This is a genomic window from Amycolatopsis sp. NBC_00345 (assembly GCF_036116635.1).
Classification (GTDB): Bacteria; Actinomycetota; Actinomycetes; order Mycobacteriales; family Pseudonocardiaceae; genus Amycolatopsis.
The window spans coordinates 10,425,712-10,443,521 of record NZ_CP107995.1 but is presented as its reverse complement, the minus strand read 5'-3'; the positions used below and the strand labels follow the sequence as shown (position 1 = coordinate 10,443,521).

Below are 17,810 nucleotides of genomic sequence, written 5' to 3'. Positions count from 1 at the left end.
CCGCCTGAGACCCGCGTCGTCCGTGCTCATCGCCGGGGCGGGCGGTGGCTTCGACGTCCACGCCGGGCTGCCGCTGGCCTTCGCGTTGCGCGCGCGGGGCCGGACAGCGTGGGCAGCGAGGACTACTTCCCCGAGCGCACGCTGGCGCGGTGGCTGGACAGCCAGGGCCGGCCTTCGACCGTGCACGCGTTCCCGCGCACCGGCGCCCGGCCGCTGCGCGAGGCGTACCGCGCGCTGGTGCGGCACCTGGGCGTCGACGCGATCGTGCTGGTGGACGGCGGTACCGACATCCTGATGCGCGGCGACGAGGCCGGCCTCGGCACCCCCGAAGAGGACATGACCAGCCTCGCCGCGGTGTCCGGCATCGAGGACGTGGACCGGCTGGTGGTCTGCCTCGGCTTCGGCATCGACGCCTACCACGGCGTTTGCCACGCGCACGTCCTGGAGAACCTGGCCGCGCTCGACCGGGCCGGCGGGTACCTCGGCGCGCTGTCGATCCCGTCGGCCTCGCCCGAAGCGCGGTCGTACGTCGAGGCCGTCGCCCACGCGCAGGCCGCCACGCCGATGCGGCCGAGCATCGTGAACGGCCAGATCGCGGCGTCGCTGCGGGGCGAGTTCGGGAACGTGCCCTTCACCACGCGCACCGAGGGCAGCGAGCTGTTCGTGAACCCGTTGATGGGCCTGTACTTCGCCGTCGACCTGCCCGCGCTCGCCGCGTCCGTCGGCTACCTGGCGCAACTCGCGGACACCGAGACGATGATCGACGTGATGCTCACCATCGAAGCCCACCGCGACACCGTCATCCACCGGCCCCGGCGTGTCTTCCCGCACTGACCTTCTTGCGGCCCTTCTTGCGGCCGAACGCGGTCAGTGCCGCGAGCGTGAACAGTCCACATGCGACTCCGGCCGAGACCTGCAGCCCCGCCGTGCACGCGGCGCGGGCCGCGGTGAGCAGTTCGCCGGCGACCGGCCCGGCCAGGCCCGAAGCCGCCGCTTCCGCCTGGGCCGGGCCCGCCGCGGCCAGCTGCCGTGCCGTTTCCGGCAGCCCGTCCGGCGTCGACAGGTGCGCCGCGTACACCGCGGCGGCCAGCGAGCCGAACAACGTCGTCCCGAAGCCCGCGCCCAGCTCGTAACCGGTCTTCTCCACCGCGGCCGCGCCGCCCGCCTGCTCGGCCGACGTCGCCGAGAGCAGGGTGTCCGTGCTTGACGTCAACGCCAGGGCCATGCCGAATCCCAGCCCCGCCAACGCGACGCCCAGCAACCCCGGCGAGGTCAGCGCGACCGGTCCGGCCGCCGGGGCCAGCAACGCCACCGCCGCGAGCGCGAACCCCGTCGCGCGGACCCGGCTGTTGCCGAACCGCTCCAGCAGCGCCGGGGCCACCACGCTGCCCACGGCCGACGCGCCGAGCACCAGCAGCAGCCGCGTCGCCGCCGCCGTCGGGGAAAGGCCGAGTACCAGCTGCAGGTACTGCGCGAACAGCAGTCCGAGCCCGACCAGCGCGCTCATCACCAGCAGCACCCCGCCGACCGCGCCCGGCACTCCCGGCTGCCGGAACAGCGCCAGGTCCAGCAACGGCGGGTCGGTCCGGCGCTGACGGCGCAGGAACAGTCCGATGAGGACACAACCGGCCACTCCCGCGGCCGGGCCCAGCACCGCGAGCACACCGTCGAACCGGGTCTGCCCGACGGCAAACGCGATGCCGAGCACCCCGCCCGCCGCGAGCAGCGCGCTGACGCCGTCCCAGTGCCGCCGGACCGGCGGGGTCCGCGGCAGCCATCGGAGGGCGAGCACCACCGCGGCCAGGATGACCGGCGGGTTCACCAGGAACGTCGAGCGCCAGCCCCAGGTTTCGACCAGCACGCCGCCGAGTACCGGCCCGAACACCGAGCCGGTGCCCGCGATGCCGCTGCACACCGCGATCGCCGTGCGACGGCGCCGCTGCTCCGGGAACAGCTCCCGCAACAGCGACATCGTCACCGGCATGATCATCGCGCCTCCGCAGCCGAGCGCGGCGCGGGCGGCGAGCAGCGCCGGGACGCCGGGCGCGAGCGCGCAGCCGAGTGACGCGATCCCGAACAGCGCGTACCCGGCCACCAGCACCCGCCGCCGCCCGTAACGGTCGCCGAGCGTGCCGAACGGCAGCAGCAGCGGCGCCGCGGTGAGCGGGTAGATCGCCACGATCCACACCTGTTGCGCCGCCCCCGGCCGCAGCTGCCGGACGAGGTCGGGCAGCGCGACGTGCAGCACGGTCGCGTCCACCGCGACCAGGAACAGCCCGGCGCCGAGCACCGCGAGCAACGGCCAGGCACGGGTTTGGGGCTGTGTCTGTGTTTGGGGCTGGGTCACAGGAGGCTCGTCAGGTGCCGCGCGACGGCGTCGACGTGCGGCGGGTCAACGACCGACAAGTGATGCGCGTCCACCGGCACGATCTCCAGGCGCGGGCACAGCTCCGCCCAGCCTGCGTCGGGGTCGCGGCGCGAGTAGCGCGGCTCCATCGCCAGCCCGGCGGCGTACGGCTCGGTCGCCCGGTACAGCACGACCCGCCCGTCGTACGGCCGCGGTGTGCCGCGTTCCGCCGCCAAGGTGTCCAAAAAGGACTGACGCTGGTGGCGGAGCACGCCGGGACTGAGCAGCCCGGCTTCGGCGACCCGCCGCATGGCCAGCTCGATCTGCTCGGTTTCGGGCAGCGGCGCGAGTTCGTCGTGGCCGAGGCGGACGGGCCGGTCGTACGTGCTCCCGACGTAGGCGGTGAATCGCAGGAACCGCCGGGCCGACGACACCCGCGGCGTGAGGTCGGGCTCCGGCAGCGGCAGCATGGTGTCGATGAGCGCGACGAGTTCGACTTCGGCGCCTTCTTCGGCAAGCCGCGCGGCGACGCCGTAAGCCAGCGCCCCGCCGAACGACCACCCGGCCAGCCGGTACGGGCCCTGCGGCTGGGTGGCGCGCACCAGCGGGAGCAGCCGCTCGACGCGGTCTTCGATGCTGGTCCCGGGGACGCGTTCGAAGCCGATGCACGGCAGGCCGGTGGGCAACCGTTCCAGCAGCGGCCGGTAGACGGTGCAGGTGCTGCCGCCGGGGTGGAACAGCAGCAGCGGCGCAGTTCCGGCGTCACCGATCGCGAGCGCGTGGACCGGGCCACGGTCCTCCCGGGCGTCGAGGACGGCGCGGGCGACGTCGGCGATCGCCGCCAGCGAGTCGTGACGCAGCAGCTCGGCGGGGTCGAGCGGGGTGTCGAGTTCGGCGGACAGCTGGGTGGCGAGTAGCTCGGCCAGCTGCTCGGGCTGATCGGTGCCGGTCAGCCGGACGTGCGTGTCGTCCGGCTCGGTGCCGGTGAGCCTGGCCCACAGTCTCAGCACGAGGCGGTCGGCGGCGTCCCAGGCTCGGCCACGTTCGGGAGATCCGTTCGCGCGCGGCGGTTCGAGAGCGCGGCCGAGGTCGGCGAGGGTGGCGCCGCGGAGGACGGCCGTGACGTCGGGCTCGACACCCAGGTCACGCCGGACGGCTTCGCGGATCCGGTTCGCCATCAGCGAGTCCAGGCCGAGGTCGACCAGCGGGACGTCGGCGTCGAGGCGCGTCGGCGAGAGGCCCATGATCGCGGCGACGATCTCGGTGAGCCGGTCGGTGCGCGAGGTACCGGCCTGGCTCGTGGGGGTGGCGGGCACCGGCTTTGGTACGGCGCCGGTCACCGGCTCGGCGGGCACCGGCTTCGGCGCAGCCTCACGGTCAGCGGCGACGCTCGGCTCCAGCACCACCCCGGAATCAGCGACGGTCACCGGCTCCACCGCCACCGGATCCCGCACAGCCCCGCGGTCAACGACCGCCGCCGACTCCGCGGCCACCGGCTCCCGCACCGCCCCGGAACCAGCCCCGGTCACCGGCTCCACCGGCGTGTACCAATGCCGTTCCCGCCGCCACGGCATCGGCGGCACGTCGACCAGCCGGGCGCCGATGCGAGCGTCGGCGGCGGTGATCCGGGTGCCCGCGCAGTACAGTTCCGCCGCCGCGGCGCCCAGGGCGCGGACCTCGTCCTGGCCCCGGCGGAGGGTGCCGGTGACGACGGCGTCCTCGATCCCCGCGGCCGCCAGGGTCCGGGCCGTCGAACCCCGCAGGATCGGGTGCGGTGACACCTCGACGAACGCGCGGTGCCCGTCCGCGGCGGCGGCCGTCACCGCCTGCCGGAACCGCACCGGGCGCCGCAGGTGCGCGGCCCAGTACCCGGCGTCGAAGTCCGGCCGCTCCCGTGGGTCGGCCAGCACCGTGTCGTACCACGGCACGGCCGGGCGCCGTCCGCCCAGCTCGGCCAGCGCGTCCCGCAGCCCGGGCAGGATCGGCTCGACCCCGGCCGAGTGGCCGGCGACCTCGACCGCCAGCCGCCGCGCGGAAAGCCCGGCGGCCTCGAGTTGCGAAACCAGCCGGTCCAGGACGTCGGCGTCCCCGGCGACGGTCAGCTGCCGCGGCGCGGAGTCGACGGCCAGCTCGACCCCCGGGTATGCCGCCAGATCCGCCGGCGACAGCTCCACCGCGGCCATCGCGCCGCCCGGGCGGATGGTGCCGAGCAGCCGGGCCCGCGTGGCGACCAGGTGAACGCCCTCGTCGGCGTCGAGCGCCCCGCTCACCACGGCGGCGGCCACGGAGCCGAGTGAATGCCCGATGACGGCCGCGGGCCGGACGCCGAGCGACTCCCACAACGCGGCCAGCGCGACCTGCGTGCCAAAGATCGCCGCCTGGTTTTCGGGCAGGGACAACGTTTCCGGGGTGGTCAGCAGCGCCCGCAGCGAACGTCCGGTGTGCTCGGTGAACAGGTCGCTGAGCTTCTCGACCTGCGCGGCGAAAGCGGGCTCGGCGGCCAGCAGCCCGCGGCCCATCCCGGGCCATTGGGAGCCGTGCCCGGAGAACACGAACACCGGCCCCTCGGCGGCCTGGGCCGTTCCGGTCGCCACGCCCGCAGGCAGCGGGTCGGCGCCGACGCCACGCATCAGCGACGCCAGCTCGGCGGTGTCCCCGGCGACGAAGGCGGCCCGGTGCGGGGCGCCGTTGTCGCGCCGGGACAACGTGTGCGTGACGTCGGCGAGGGAATTCCCTTGCCCGGCCGGGGAATCCAGCCAGTCCGCCAGCTGCGCGGCCCGTTCGGCGAGCCGGTCGCGGGTGCGGGCGGACAGCACCGCGAGCCGGACGCCGTCGGACGCCGAGGCCGGTGGCGCCGGGGCAGCCTGTTCGAGGACGACGTGCGCATTGGTCCCGCCGAACCCGAACGCGGACACCCCGGCGGTGGCGCGCCCGGCGTAGCGAGGCCACGGCGTCGGCGCGGTGACCACCCGCAGCCGCAGCTCGTCGAACGCGATGTGCGGGCTGGGGTCGGCGAAGTGCAGCTGCGGCGGCAGCTCGTCGTGGGTCATCGCGAGCACCACCTTGATCAGCCCGGCGATCCCGGCCGCGGCCTCGGCGTGGGCGATGTTCGTCTTCACCGAGCCGATCAGCAGCGGACGGCCGGGTTCACGCCCCGCGCCCAGCACGGCGCCGAGCGAGCGAGCCTCGATCGGGTCACCGAGCAGGGTGCCGGTGCCGTGCGCCTCGACGTAGTCCACTGTGGACGTATCAAAGCCGCGGTACGCGTCCTGCAGCATCGCCTGCTGCGCCAGCGGATTGGGCGCGGCCAGGCCGTGGGACCGGCCGTCGGAGTTGACCGCGGAGGAGCGGATCACCGCGAGCACGCGGTCGCCGTCGTACTCGGCGTCGGCGAGCCGCTTGAGCACCACAACGCCGCAGCCCTCGGCGCGGGCGATGCCGTCGGCGCCGGCGGCGAAGGTCTTGCACCGGCCGTCCCCGGCGAGCAGCCCGGCCGCGGCGAACGCGGCGGTCGGCCCGGGCACCAGCATCAGGTTGACCCCGCCGGCCAGCGCCAGGTCCGCTTCACCGTCGCGCAGCGCCCGCACGGCGTGGTGCACCGCGACCAGCGACGAGGAGCAGGCCGTGTCGATGGCCATGCTCGGCCCGCGCAGGTCGTACACATAGGACAGCCGGTTGGCGGAGATGCTGCCCGCCGCACCGGTGGCTGTCCACAAGTCGACCCCGCCAAGAGCCATGGTGAGTTGGCCGTAGTCGTGGGTGGCGACGCCGGTGAACACGCCGGTGCGGCTGCCGCGCAATGACGCCGGGGCGATCCCCGCGTGCTCCAGCGCGGCCCAGGCGACCTCCAGGAGCATCCGCTGCTGCGGGTCCATTGTGGACGCTTCGCGCGGGGTGATGCCGAAGTGCTCGGCGTCGAATCCGGCGACGTCGTCGAGGAAACCGCCGAGAACCGGTGCGGCGTCGGCATTCCACCGGCCCGGCGGCGCGGTCCGGACGGCATCCCGCCCGGTCCGCAACAGGTCCCAGTATTCGTCGAGGCCGTCCGCGCCGGGCCAGCGGCAGCCGAGGCCGACGACGGCGATCGGGTCGGTCCGGCGCCGGTCGGTGCCCGGCCCAGAAGCAGACACAGCGGTAGACACAGAGGCAGGCACCGAGGCGGGCGTCGAACCGGACTCGGTGGTATCGCCGGTGGTCAGGCTGCGGGCGAGGTGGTCGATGGTCGGGCTTTCCCACAGCAGGGTCGCGGGCAGCCGGGTGCCGAGCAGCTCTTCGAGGTCCGCGGCGATGCCGACGGCCTGACGGGAGGACAGGCCGTAGTCGCCGAGCGGGCGGCCGGGCTCGATCCGGGCGGGGTCCGCTCCGGTGTGCTCGGCGACGGCGTCCAGCAGCCAGCGGCGCAGCGTGGCCGGGTCGAGCGGCGGGTTTCTCATCCCACTGTTTCTCACAACATCGTCGTTTCTCATCGCGCCAGGGCCTTTCCGTAGTCGCCGTCGAGGTAGCGGTCACGGCAGGCGCCGCGGGCGATCTTGCCGCTGGACGTGCGCGGGACCCGGCCCGCCGGGACGAGGACGACGTCGCGCAGGGACAGGCCGTGCGCGCCGGACACGAGCCGCCGGACCGTCGCGACGAGGTCCCGCTCCCCCGGCCCGGTCAGCTCGCCGTGCCCACGGTGCTCGGCGACGACAACCGCGGCCTCGGTTTCGCCGCCGACGACGGCGAACGCCGCGACACTGCCCGGCCGGATGCCGCGGTCCGCCGACGCGACGGTCGCCTCGACGTCCTGCGGGTAGTGGTTGCGGCCGTCCACGATGAGCAAGTCCTTGATCCGGCCGGCGATGTACAGCTCCCCTTCGTGGTGGAAACCCAGGTCGCCGGTGCGCAGCCACGGGCCCTCGGGGAGCCCGGCCCGCTCGCCGTCCAGCCGGGCGCCGAAGGTTTCGGTGCTCTCCAACGGTTTCTCCCAGTACCCGCCGCCGACGTTCGGCCCGTGGACCCAGATCTCGCCGACCGAGCCGTCCGGGAGCGCGACCGCGGTGTCCGGGTCGGCGATCGCCACCTGCTGGCCGGTCGGAGTCCCGCAGGCGACCAGCCGGGCACCTTCGCCGGCCGGCTCCGCGGAACCGTTCCCGAGCGCTTCCCGGTCGAACGTCCCGACGCGCGGGGCCGTGTCCGGGCCGGTGGCCACGAACACGGTCGCCTCCGCCAAGCCGTAGGACGGCCGGGTCTTCGACGGCTCGTAACCGGCACCGGCGAACGCGGTGTGGAACCGGTCGAGCACGTCGGGGTTGATCGGCTCGGCGCCGTTGATGATCGCGGCGACCCGGCCCAGGCGCAGGCGGGCCCGGTCGGCCTCGCGCACGCGGCTCTCGCAGTAGTGGAAGGCGAAGTTCGGCGCGGCGCTCCAGGCGCCGGGCCGGTCGCCGAGCAGTTCCAGCCAGCGGACCGGCCGTTCGATGAACGCGAGCGGGTCCATCAGCACCGAGCGCAGGCCCAGCGCCAGCGGCATGATCAGCCCGAAGACCAGGCCCATGTCGTGGAACAGCGGCAGCCACGAGACCATGGTCGCCTCGCGCGGGTCCAGGCCCAGCCCCTGCACGGCCTGGGTGACGTTCGTGATCGCGTTCGCGTGGGTCAGCACCACCCCGGCCGGGGAGCGGGTTGAGCCGGACGTGTACTGCAGGTACGCGACGTCGTCCGGGGCCGCCGACGGCGCGGGCCACGAACGGGCCGGCTCCGCGTCCGGGCGGTCGGCGGCCACCACCGGGAGGTCGTGCCCGCCGGGCAGGCCGGCGAGGAACTCCTTGACGGCGTCCTTCGCGGCGGAGGTGGTGACCACGGCCGAGGGCGCGCAGTCGGCGAGCACCGAGGTCAGCCGGCCCGCGTGCCCGGGGAGGCCGGGGTCGAACAGCGGCACCGCGATCGCGCCCGCGGTGAGCGTGGCGAGGAAGCCGACGACGTAGTCGATGCCCTGCGGGCAGAGCACGGCGACCCGTTCGCCGGGGCGGACCGGCAACGCGCTCGCCGCGGCGTCGACGCGTTGCCGCAACTGCTGCCAGGTGAGGGTCCGCTGCCGTCCGTCGCGGTCGGCCGAGTAGTCGGCGAAGGTCAGCGCGGGCTCGTCGCCCGCGACGGCGGCCCAGTGCCGCAGGCACTCGGTCAGGGTGGCGCCGCCCACCGCCGGGAAGTTCTCCGGGGCCAGGTACATGGGATTCTCCTTACGCTCGAACGGGTTCAGTGCCCCAGCCGCGGGCCCGCGTGAGACCACGCGGCGACGGCGAGGGAGGTGAGGTCGAGGTCGGTGGCCCCGGCGTCGCGGAGCACGACCAGCACGTCGTCGGCGGTGATGGCGACGGTGCGCAGGCGCAGGCCGGGCAGCTCGGGCGGTTGTCCGGGCAGGGTCAGGACTTGCTGGTAGGACAGGGTTTGCGCGCCGGGGACCACGGGGTCCGGCGCGACGGTGAGCGTCGACACCGCCGTGCCGCCCGGGTCGTCCACGGTGACGCTGGCGCAGCGCCGGGCCTGCTCGGCCCAGGCCGTGAGCCCGGCCGGGCGGGCGGTCCGGGCGACGAGTTCGGAGACTTCTCCGCCGGGCACGGCGGACTGGAAGCCCTGGCCGGTCGCATCGCCGGGGCCGAGCAACCGCCCGTGGACCATGTCGGTGCACGCGGGCTGGTCCACCGAGCTGTCCGAACGGTCTGATGTAGACAGTGCGGTGGCGAGGTCGAAGCCGTCGCGTGACGCTGCCGCCCCGGGGATAGCTGTGGGCGGCAGTAAAGCAGCCGGGGGAACCGGCGGCGGCCCGGAAACCGCGGCCGCCGTGGGGGCGGAGGCCGGACCGGAAATGGTGACGGCCGCCACTGCGACGACAATCAAGGCGAGCGTTCGCACTCGCGGCGCGGAACGCGGAAAACGGGGTCGCCGGATAATCTGGGCAGGCATTTATCGCCCTTTCCGGAAGGGGTCTGGTGAGGTGGGGTCCCCGCGGTGGGACGCGGTGCCGGGGCGCGCCGGCCGGGGCCGGGGCGGGTGACACCGGGGAAGGCTACGACAGGAAAACGGTTACCGGAAGGGGGTCAAGAAAACGTAAACAACCCTCGGACACACGGCGTGAACTGCGGTTTTGCAAGATACCGCTGGTATGCGACGGGTTCAGTACCACCCACCGAAGCCGTGATCACCCTTGGTAAGCGACCACTCACCCGCACGGGGGATAACAATCGTATGTTTGTTCGCCTTCCATTCACATTGTCCGCTCGTATCGTGGACCGGACAATTGCTCTCCCCGCCCCGGTTCGCCTAGCCTGTCGGCTCACCGGACCCTTTTTTCGGGAAGAGAAAAAATACTCATGCGCATATCTCACTGCCTGCTCCCGGTATTGACCCTCGTGCTCTCGGCCGTCGTCGCGACGCCCGCCCACGCGGACACGGGTGTCCCCGGCGCGCGAGCGGACGACGGGTCCCACGTCGTCGCCGTGACCGCGGCCGGGGACGACCCGCGGACGCTCGACCTCACCGTGCGCTCGACGGGCGTCGGCGGTTACGCCATGGTCCGGCTGATCCTGCCGGCCGGCTTCGCCACAGAGCCGGACCGGAAGTGGCCGGCGATCTACCTGCTGGCCGGGGAGACCCGGCTGCAGGACTACCGCGGCTGGAGCGCCAACACCGACGTCCGCCGTCTCGCCGACGACGCCGGTGTCCTGGTCGTCATGCCCGGCGCGGGCCCGGCGGGCTTCTTCACCGACTGGTGGAACTACGGCAAGGACCTCGCCCTCAACCAGTGGGAGACGTTCACCGCGGTCGAGCTGCCGCAGCTGATCGACCGCGGCTACCGCGGGGACGGGCGCCGCGCCGGGGCCGGGATCTCCATCGGCGGCTACGGCGCGGTGGAGCTGGCGGCGCGACGGCCCGGCCTGTTCCGTTACGCCGCGGCCTACAGCGGGAACCTCAATCCCACCGGGCCCACCGGGGAGCTGCTGACCGACGCCATCGTCTCGTCGGCCCACCTCGACCCGGAAGCGCTCTGGGGCGACCGGCGCCGTCAATCGGCACTGTGGGAGGCCCACGACCCGCTGGTCAACGCGGACCGCCTGCGCGGCACCGAGCTGTACCTTTCGGCGGGCAACGGGCTGCCGGGCCCGCTCGACGGCAAGCTCCCGGTCGACGTCCTGCCCGGCGCGATGCTGATCGAGTTCCTCTGCGGCGGGCAGACCACCGCGATGGTCGGCCGGCTGCGCGACCTCGGCGTCCCGGTGACGGCCGACCTCTATGGGCCGGGCACGCACCAGTGGGCGTACTGGCAGGACCAGCTGCACAAGACGTGGCCGCGGATGCTGCAGGTGCTCGACGCGGGGGCGGCGTCGTGAGCCGGCTGTCCTATGTGGTCACCGGCGCGTCGAGCGGGATCGGCCGGGCCTGCGTTGGTGAGCTCATCCGCCGCGGGGCGCACGTGTGGGCGAGCGTGCGCACCGACGAGGCCGGTCAAGAGCTGGAAGACACCTACGGCGAAGCGGTGACTGTGCTGCGGATGGACCTGCGGGACGCCGCGTCGGTCGCGGCGGCCGGCGCGCGGGTCGCCGAGGGCGGGCCACTGCACGGCCTGGTGAACAACGCCGGCCTCGCTCGCCCCGGGCCGCTGGAATACATCCCGCTGGAGTCCTTCCGGGAGCAGCTGGACGTGAACGTCACCGGCCAGCTCGCGGTCACCCAGGCGATGCTGCCCGCGTTGCGCCGCGCGGAAGCCGCCCGGGTCGTGACGGTGGGCTCGATCGGCGGCCGCATCGCTGGGCCGATCGTCGGGCCGTACCACGCGTCGAAGTTCGCCCTCGTCGGCCTGACCGACAGCCTGCGGGCGGAACTCGCGCCCGCGGGCATCCGCGTTGTCCTGGTCGAGCCGGGCGCGGTCGCCACGGCGATCTGGCCGCGGGCGCGCGCGGCGGTGGAGGAACTGCGCGCGGCGCTGCCCGCTGCGGGCCTCGAACGCTATGCGGCGCAACTGGAATCGGCGGGCCGCAGCGCCGAGCGTTCGGCCAGCGGCGGGGTATCACCGCGACGGGCCGCGCAGGCCGTGGTCCGCGCCCTCACCACCCGCCGCCCCGCCCCGCGCTACCTGGTCGGCAAGGACGCGCGGGTCACGGCGGTGCTGGCGAACCTGCCGTTCCGGGTGCGGTACCGGCTGACCGCGGCGAAACGATGAGCCGCCAGATCGTCGTCATCGCCCCCGGCTCACGGGGCGACGTCCAGCCGTGCGTCGCGCTGGGCCGGGGCCTCGCCGCGGGCGGCGACCGGGTGCGGGTACTCGCCGCGCCCGGCTTCCGCCCGCTGGTCGAAGAGCACGGCCTGGCGTTCGCGCCGCTTTCGGCCGATCCCGGCGAAATCCTCGGCTCGGCGACCGGACGGGCGTGGACGGCGGGCGGCCCACTGACGTTCCTGCGCGGTTTTCGCGAGGTGCTGCGGCCGTTGCTGGACCAGTTGCTCGCCGAGGTCCACGCCGGGGCGGCGGGCGCGGACCTCGTGCTCGCCCCGACCCTCGGCTTCCTCGGCGCACACCTCTCCGAGCACCTCGACGTCCCCCACGCCGAACTGCACTACCAGCCGAGCGTGCCGACGCGGGCGTTCCCGCACCCGTTGCTCCCCTGGGCCGGACGGCTGGGCCCGTGGGCCCGCCGCCTCAGCTACGGCGCGGTCGACGGCCTGGCCTGGCAGCTGCTCCGGTCCGAAGTGGACAGATGGCGCGTCGAGACCTTGGACCTTCCCGCCACCGGCGTACGCGGTCCCCGGCGGAATTCGCCGGTGCTGTGCGGTTTCTCGGACGCGGTCGTGCCGCGCCCACCGGACTGGCCGGCGCGCGTGCACGTCACCGGCTACTGGTTCCTGGACGAACCCGCCGGGTGGCGCCCGGAGCCGCGTCTGCGGGACTTCCTCGCCGCAGGCCCGCCTCCGGTGTACGTCGGCTTCGGCAGCATGCGCCCCGCCGAAGCCGAGAAGACGTTCACCGCGGTCCGTGCGGCCCTACGTCAGACGGGCTTGCGCGGCCTGCTCGGCACCGACGCCGTCGCCTCCGATGACAACACGCTGACGGTCCGGGATGTCCCGCACGCCTGGCTGTTTCCGCGCACCGCGGCGGTCGTCCACCACGGCGGCGCGGGCACCACGGCGGCGGCCCTGCGCGCGGGCGTCCCGTCGCTGGTCTGCCCGGTCTTCTCGGACCAGCCCTACTGGGGCGACCGTGTCCACCGCCTCGGCGCGGGCCCCCGTCCCCTTCCCTTACGCGCCTTGACCACCGATGCGCTGGCGACCCGTCTCGCCTCCCTGACGCAACTCCCCTACCGCCGCGGCGCCCAGCGCGTGTCGGCGCGGCTGCGCGCGGAGGACGGGGTGGCGCGGGCGTGCGCGGTGCTGAACGCGTGAGGTCCGAGGATCAGCCGGTCGGGTCCCGGGGATTGGCCCGGCCCACGATCAGCGGGTCGGCCGGGGTGTACGGGAAGGCCGGCAGCTCGCCGAGCGGGACGCCGAACGTCGCGGCGAGCACCTCGGCGCTGTACGCGGACGCCGACGCGCGATAGCCGATGTCACCGGGGGTGGGCTGGTCGAAGAAGATCAGGAAGTGGATCTCCTCCTCGCCGAGCACCTCGATGTGGTGCGGGTAGGCGCGGGGGATGAAGTAGACGTCGCCGGGCCCGAGTTCGTAGGTGTCGAGGGTGCCGTCCGGGTCGAGGACGGTCATCCGGGCCCGGCCGCGGTGGATGTAGCCCATCTCCGCGGTGATCGGGTGCCAGTGCGGCTCCCGCATCCCGTCCTCGGCGATCCGCAGCGAGTACATCGAGATGTCCTTGAGGATCGGCCAGAACTGCACGCGGGCGGTGCGGGCCGAGCCGACCGGGGAGGCGGCCGGCGGGGCCATGCCCTCGACGTCGAACTTGTGCGGGTCGCCGTACCCGGCGGTGGACGGCAGCGTGGGCTCGCCCTCCCGCCGGACCAGGTAGGACGGCTCGACCCGGTGCGGGAAGCCGGCGAACGCGCTCCCGGGCAGGTCGTAGGCGTTGCCCAGCACGTTGTCGGCCATCGCGCCGAACGCGCTGCTGAGCGCGAAGTCCTCCGGCCGTTCGTGGCGGAACGCGATGATCAGCTCGGCCCGCTCGGCACCGATGTTCTCGATGTGGTGCAGGGAGCCGGAGCCGACGTGGAACATCTGCCCGGCGGTGACGACGAACGAGGAGAACGAGCTGCCGGTGTCGAGGATCGAGACCAGCACCGAGCCCGACAGGCAGTAACTGAGCTCGTTCGCGTTGGCGTGCCAGTGCGGCTCGCGGATGGCGCCGGGCTCGAGGATCAGCCGTTTGATCGACAGCCGGTTCAGGATCGGGAAATTGTCCGCGGTCAGCTTCGTGACCGAGCCGAGGTCGCTTTCGTGGACGACCTGGCCGTGGGTCAACGAGGCGACGTGCCGGGAACTCTGGGGCATCGCGTGCTTCTTCCGTATCGGGTCGCGGACCTGGACACCCTCATGATCGGCGCCTGGCCGGATTCCGCAACCCCGGGTCCCCGGCCACGACCTCCCTGACCAGTTCGTACGAACGTCGCCGGTCGCCGTGGTCGTGGACCGGGGTCGTCACCATCAGCTCGTCGGCGCCGATGTCGTCGAGCCTGACGCGGCAGGAAAATCCGCCGGCCGCGGATCCGGCTCAGCACCTTCAGCCGGGTCGGGCCGGCGAGCAGCCAGAACTCCGGCGTGTTCCCGATCGCGGGAGTCGCCTTCACCGGCCGATCCCAAGGTCGATCCGTCCAGGATGGAACGCGGCCAGCGTGCCGAACTGTTCGGCCACCACGATCGGCGCGTGGTTCGGCAGCAGCACGCCCCCGGCCGTGGTGTTCGGGCATCCAGTACCGGTGATAACCCAGTTCGTCGGCCAGAACGGCGAGATCGACGGTGTTACGCAACGCCTCCCGCGCCGTCGAACCCGCCACGATCGGCGCGGTGTCCAGTACCGAAACCCGACACCCGGCCACGGCCGGCATCCTCCCGGATCGCCTCACGCCTCGCCAGCTTCACCCGGGCGCATCCACTCCGGAATCCGGACCAGGCCGACGTTAGGCTCGGGCGAAACGATCACCTGAGCCGGAGGCGCCACAGCCGTGTTTCATCTGGACCACCTGGCGCTCGGCGTGCCGGACTTCGACGACGGCGTGCGCAGGCTGGCCGAACAGACCGGGTTGGGCAGCTATGAAGGCGGGGTGTTCGCCGGCGGTCTGCGCAACTGGATCTTTCCGCTGGGCGGGGACGTCTACCTGGAGGTGGAGAACGCCACCGGGACGGCCGAGGGCCCGGCGTCGTGGTTCCGGCGGGCCACCGCCGACGGGACGGATCGCTGGATGTTCTGGTGCCTGCGCGCGGACACCCGTGAGGAACTGGACCAGGTCGCGGCGCGGCTGGGCAGCCACGTCCAGGTCCTCCCCGGGCGCCGGGAACCCGACGGCACCCAACGCGTGATCACCAGTGCCCCGGCCGGCGCGGTGGCGCGGCAGGCCCGGCGGCAAGGCCTGCCGAATTGGTACTACCGGGACGATCCGGCCAAGAACCCCGCCCGCCGCGAGGTGACCGGCGACCGGACCGCCGCCGGCGTGGCCTGGCTGGAGGTGGCCGGCGACCGGGCGCTGTTCCGCGAGCACATCGGGGCGGAGACCTTCGACCGGCTGCCGCTGCGTTTCGTATCCGGTGAGCCGGGGCTGCACGCCGTCGCGGTGCACACCGCCGACGGTACGGAGATCGTGATCCGGCGCGCCCCCGTCGGACAGGACACGTTCTGAGCCAGCTCTCAACCGGCCAGCAGGGCGAAAATGGCGCCCAGACCGTTGTTGACCGCGTGCACGATGACGCCCGGCCACACCGATTTGGTGCGTACCAGCAGAATGCCGTTGATCGCGCCGACGATGATCGCGGGAATGAGCGCCAGGTTGATGCCGTGGGCCAAGGCGAAGACGACGGTGCTGCCGATGACGCTCACCCATGAGCCGTATTTCGTGAGCGCGGTGGCGAGTACGCCCCGGAACAGGAACTCTTCGCCGAGGGGAGTCAGGACGGCGATGCCCAGCAGATACAGGACAAAGGCAAGTCCGCCCGCCTTGGTCGCGGACTCGTAGTCGCCTTGGACATCGCTGCCCGTGCCGCCACTGATCACGCCGTAAATGATGTTGACTGCCTGATTCAGGACGAGCGCGAGCAGTCCGAAGCCGAGCGCGATGAAGATCCAGCGGGCCGGAATGGCGCGGACGCTGAACGCAGGCCAGGACCGGAGGCGGATGGCGAAAGCGGCGAAGAAGCCGAGCAGGCCCATGATCCCGGAGAGCACGGCGAGCCCGATCCCGCTCGAGACCGGCGAATCATGGGTGATGGCGCTGACGACCGGCGGGCCGATGGAGAAGGTCAGCGTGTAGACAACAGCGCCGACGATGATCTCGGGCCAGCCGGGCCGCAGCTTTTCCGCGACAACCGAATCCGTTGGCCTGGCGTCCAGCTCCACTGCAGTTCCTCTCGGGTCGTTCGGATCTGGGGCTTTGCCTGAAAGAGCGGGTTTGTTCAGGCCAGCGCGCTGATGCCGAACCCGGCGATGACGGCGACGACCGTGCCCCAGAGAACAACGGAGATCAGTTCCCAGATGATCACCTTGGTGCGGGGAGCGCCGAGCGCGATGAGCGCGGCGGTCGAGATCTGGGTCGGGTGGCCGAGCAGCGCCACGCCGGGCACGCCGAAGCGGTCGAACAGCTTCTTGGCACGGGCCCGGCCCGGAGTGGTGGTGCGCTCTTTGCCTCGCGTGGCGCGCTTGCGCACGGAGTCGGTGGCAAAGGCGATGGCGACCACGATCGCGGCGTTGCCGATGATGGCGCAGATGGCCGCGACGACCGGGTGGACCCCGATCACGATGCCGATGACGCTGCCGATGTAGCTCTCGACGAACGGGACGACCGCGATCAGCGCGATCCCGAGCCACTGGAGGGCACCCGGCCACGAGCCGACGAAGTGCTGCAAGTTCTCGATCATGGTTTTCTTCCCTCTTCCGGTTCGTCCGGGTTGTGCCCCGCACGCTGTACGGCACACTGTACCGCACACTGTGCGGGTACGCTGAGAGGCATGGTCACGCGGGAGAAAATCATCGAGGCCGCGCTCCGTCTGGCCGCGGCCCAAGGGCTCAGTTCACTGACCGTGCGCCGCGTCGCGATCGAGGCGGGGGTGGGAGCGACGACGCTCCGTCATTACTTTCCTGCCCAGGCTGACCTGCATCTTCTGGTCGCCGCGGAGCTCGCCCGCCGCCCCGTCGACGACCTCTCGATCGCCGACGACCAGCGCGACCCCGCCGATCGGCTGTTCGAGTGCCTGGCTCAGCTCTTGCCCCCGGACGGCCGGAGGGCGACCGTCGAGGCCTGGTTCGAGCTGTATCGGATGTCGGCCGGGGCGGATCCCGTCCCCGGGGCGAGCGTCATCGTCGAGCGCGCGCAGCGGTCAACGGCCGAGCACGTGCGCCGATGGCTTACGATCCTGGCCGACCGGGGAGCGGTTCGGCCCGAGGAGGTCGCCGGTCACGCCACTTCGGCGCTGACGCTCGTCAACGGGCTGTACCTGCGGGCGCTGCTCAACCCCGGGCCGGCCGATCTTGATGCCGCGAAGGACACGATCCGGTGGTTCGCCGAGCGGGTGATCGACCGTCGTCCCGCGTTGTGACCTGGTCCGCCGGGTGAGTCCCTCACTCGGATTTCGCGACGGCGGCATCCGTTTCGAGGGCCTGCTTCACGAACCAGCGAAGGGTTTCTTCCGCCCGGTCGAGTACTGCTTCGTCCTTGTCGAGCAAGAGATCGAGCTGCAACCCGTTCACGACGATCCCGAACCGGTCCGCCAGCACCTCGGGGGTTTCCCGCAGCACACACCCGTCGGCGGCCAGCTGCGTGAACCAGCGGGCCACGATCGCGATCGACTCATCGTTCCCGGACTGCACCAGTTCGAGCACTTCAGCGTTGGCATCGGGGCCGACCGCGAGGGTCAGCAGCTCGAACCACTCGGTGAGGGTGTACTGCCGGTTCGCCCGGCTGGGAAGGAACTGCCGCAGACTCGCGTACAACCGGTCCGCCGGAGCGAGGGCGGCGTCCTGGATCCATTCATCGCCGAGCGCGTGGGAGACCAGCCGCTCCGCGACGGCCCGATAGAGCAACGCCTGCGACGGAAAGTAGGTCCGCAGCGTCGTCGCGCCAACCCCCGCCGCGGCGGCGACGGATCGCACGCTCAGCCCCCGGAGCCCGTCCGTCCCGGCGAGACCCGTCGCCACGTCCAGGATGTGTTGTCGCTTGTCGGCATTCCCAACCACGCCATGATCCTATAGCGCGGCCCGCGGCACAGCGGGCCGACAGCCGCGATCTCCTGACCACGCGTGTCCCGCACCGTGCACGCCACCCCGCCGGCGTTCACCAGCCGGAC

General features: G+C 72.8%; 14 protein-coding genes and 1 pseudogene. 6 read left to right on the top strand and 9 right to left on the bottom strand.

Annotation, left to right across the window (positions count from 1 at the left end; genetic code table 11):
• The first annotated feature begins 108 nt into the window (after positions 1-108).
• Positions 109-834: a DUF1152 domain-containing protein gene (locus OG943_RS47780; RefSeq protein ID WP_328607486.1), complete on the top strand. Its 726-nt coding sequence runs from the start codon at positions 109-111 to the stop codon at positions 832-834.
• Here the strand turns inward: OG943_RS47780 and OG943_RS47775 are convergent.
• Genes OG943_RS47775 through OG943_RS47760 form a run of 4 tightly spaced genes read right to left on the bottom strand, consistent with a single transcriptional unit; the run spans position 800 to position 9,028 of the window.
• The gene (locus OG943_RS47775) at positions 800-2,347 is read right to left on the bottom strand and encodes an MFS transporter (RefSeq protein WP_328607485.1); all 1,548 of its coding nucleotides are present in this window, start codon (positions 2,345-2,347) and stop codon (positions 800-802) included. The two genes, OG943_RS47780 and OG943_RS47775, sit on opposite strands and share 35 nt — an antisense overlap.
• Positions 2,344-6,780 carry a type I polyketide synthase gene (locus tag OG943_RS47770; protein ID WP_328607484.1) on the bottom strand — a complete coding sequence of 1,479 codons (4,437 nt, stop codon included), beginning with the start codon at positions 6,778-6,780 and terminating at the stop codon, positions 2,344-2,346. The genes OG943_RS47775 and OG943_RS47770 overlap by 4 nt, the downstream gene beginning before the upstream one ends.
• Positions 6,781-6,809: 29 nt before the next feature.
• Positions 6,810-8,555, bottom strand: coding sequence for a fatty acyl-AMP ligase (locus OG943_RS47765; RefSeq protein WP_328607483.1), 1,746 nt, complete (start codon positions 8,553-8,555; stop codon positions 6,810-6,812).
• 26 nt (positions 8,556-8,581) lie between these two features.
• Positions 8,582-9,028 carry a hypothetical protein gene (locus OG943_RS47760; protein ID WP_328607482.1) on the bottom strand — a complete coding sequence of 149 codons (447 nt, stop codon included), beginning with the start codon at positions 9,026-9,028 and terminating at the stop codon, positions 8,582-8,584.
• A 668-nt stretch (positions 9,029-9,696) separates the two neighbouring features.
• On the opposite strand from OG943_RS47760, the gene OG943_RS47755 reads away from it, so the two are divergent.
• Genes OG943_RS47755 through OG943_RS47745 form a run of 3 tightly spaced genes read left to right on the top strand, consistent with a single transcriptional unit; the run spans position 9,697 to position 12,757 of the window.
• Positions 9,697-10,713, top strand: coding sequence for an alpha/beta hydrolase (locus OG943_RS47755; protein ID WP_328607481.1), 1,017 nt, complete (start codon positions 9,697-9,699; stop codon positions 10,711-10,713).
• Positions 10,710-11,543, top strand: a complete 834-nt coding sequence (locus tag OG943_RS47750; RefSeq protein WP_328607480.1) for an SDR family NAD(P)-dependent oxidoreductase — start codon at positions 10,710-10,712, stop codon at positions 11,541-11,543. The genes OG943_RS47755 and OG943_RS47750 overlap by 4 nt, the downstream gene beginning before the upstream one ends.
• Positions 11,540-12,757, top strand: a complete 1,218-nt coding sequence (locus OG943_RS47745) for a glycosyltransferase (protein WP_328607479.1) — start codon at positions 11,540-11,542, stop codon at positions 12,755-12,757. The genes OG943_RS47750 and OG943_RS47745 overlap by 4 nt, the downstream gene beginning before the upstream one ends.
• Before the next feature lie 10 nt (positions 12,758-12,767).
• On the opposite strand, the gene OG943_RS47740 is transcribed toward OG943_RS47745, so the two are convergent.
• Together OG943_RS47740 and OG943_RS47735 are read right to left on the bottom strand one after the other, a co-directional pair.
• Positions 12,768-13,811 carry a cupin domain-containing protein gene (locus tag OG943_RS47740; RefSeq protein ID WP_328607478.1) on the bottom strand — a complete coding sequence of 348 codons (1,044 nt, stop codon included), beginning with the start codon at positions 13,809-13,811 and terminating at the stop codon, positions 12,768-12,770.
• Between the two features lie 295 nt (positions 13,812-14,106).
• Positions 14,107-14,365, bottom strand: a pseudogene (locus OG943_RS47735) (LLM class flavin-dependent oxidoreductase); the annotation flags it as partial.
• 117 nt (positions 14,366-14,482) lie between these two features.
• On the opposite strand from OG943_RS47735, the gene OG943_RS47730 reads away from it, so the two are divergent.
• Entirely contained in the window at positions 14,483-15,154 is a 672-nt protein-coding gene (locus OG943_RS47730) for a VOC family protein (RefSeq protein WP_328607477.1), read from the top strand.
• 8 nt (positions 15,155-15,162) lie between these two features.
• Here the strand turns inward: OG943_RS47730 and OG943_RS47725 are convergent, their stop codons facing one another.
• Positions 15,163-15,867, bottom strand: a complete 705-nt coding sequence (locus tag OG943_RS47725; RefSeq protein WP_328607476.1) for a CPBP family intramembrane glutamic endopeptidase — start codon at positions 15,865-15,867, stop codon at positions 15,163-15,165.
• A gap of 56 nt (positions 15,868-15,923) precedes the next feature.
• Positions 15,924-16,385, bottom strand: coding sequence for a hypothetical protein (locus OG943_RS47720; RefSeq protein WP_328607475.1), 462 nt, complete (start codon positions 16,383-16,385; stop codon positions 15,924-15,926).
• Positions 16,386-16,475: 90 nt separating this feature from the next.
• Between OG943_RS47720 and OG943_RS47715 the strand changes: the two genes are divergently transcribed.
• On the top strand, positions 16,476-17,063 hold the full coding sequence (locus OG943_RS47715; RefSeq protein WP_328607474.1) for a TetR/AcrR family transcriptional regulator: 588 nt from the start codon (positions 16,476-16,478) through the stop codon (positions 17,061-17,063).
• A 22-nt stretch (positions 17,064-17,085) separates the two neighbouring features.
• Here OG943_RS47715 and OG943_RS47710 read toward each other — a convergent pair whose 3' ends face one another.
• Positions 17,086-17,700 carry a TetR family transcriptional regulator gene (locus tag OG943_RS47710; RefSeq protein ID WP_328607473.1) on the bottom strand — a complete coding sequence of 205 codons (615 nt, stop codon included), beginning with the start codon at positions 17,698-17,700 and terminating at the stop codon, positions 17,086-17,088.
• Between the last annotated feature and the right edge of the window lie 110 nt (positions 17,701-17,810).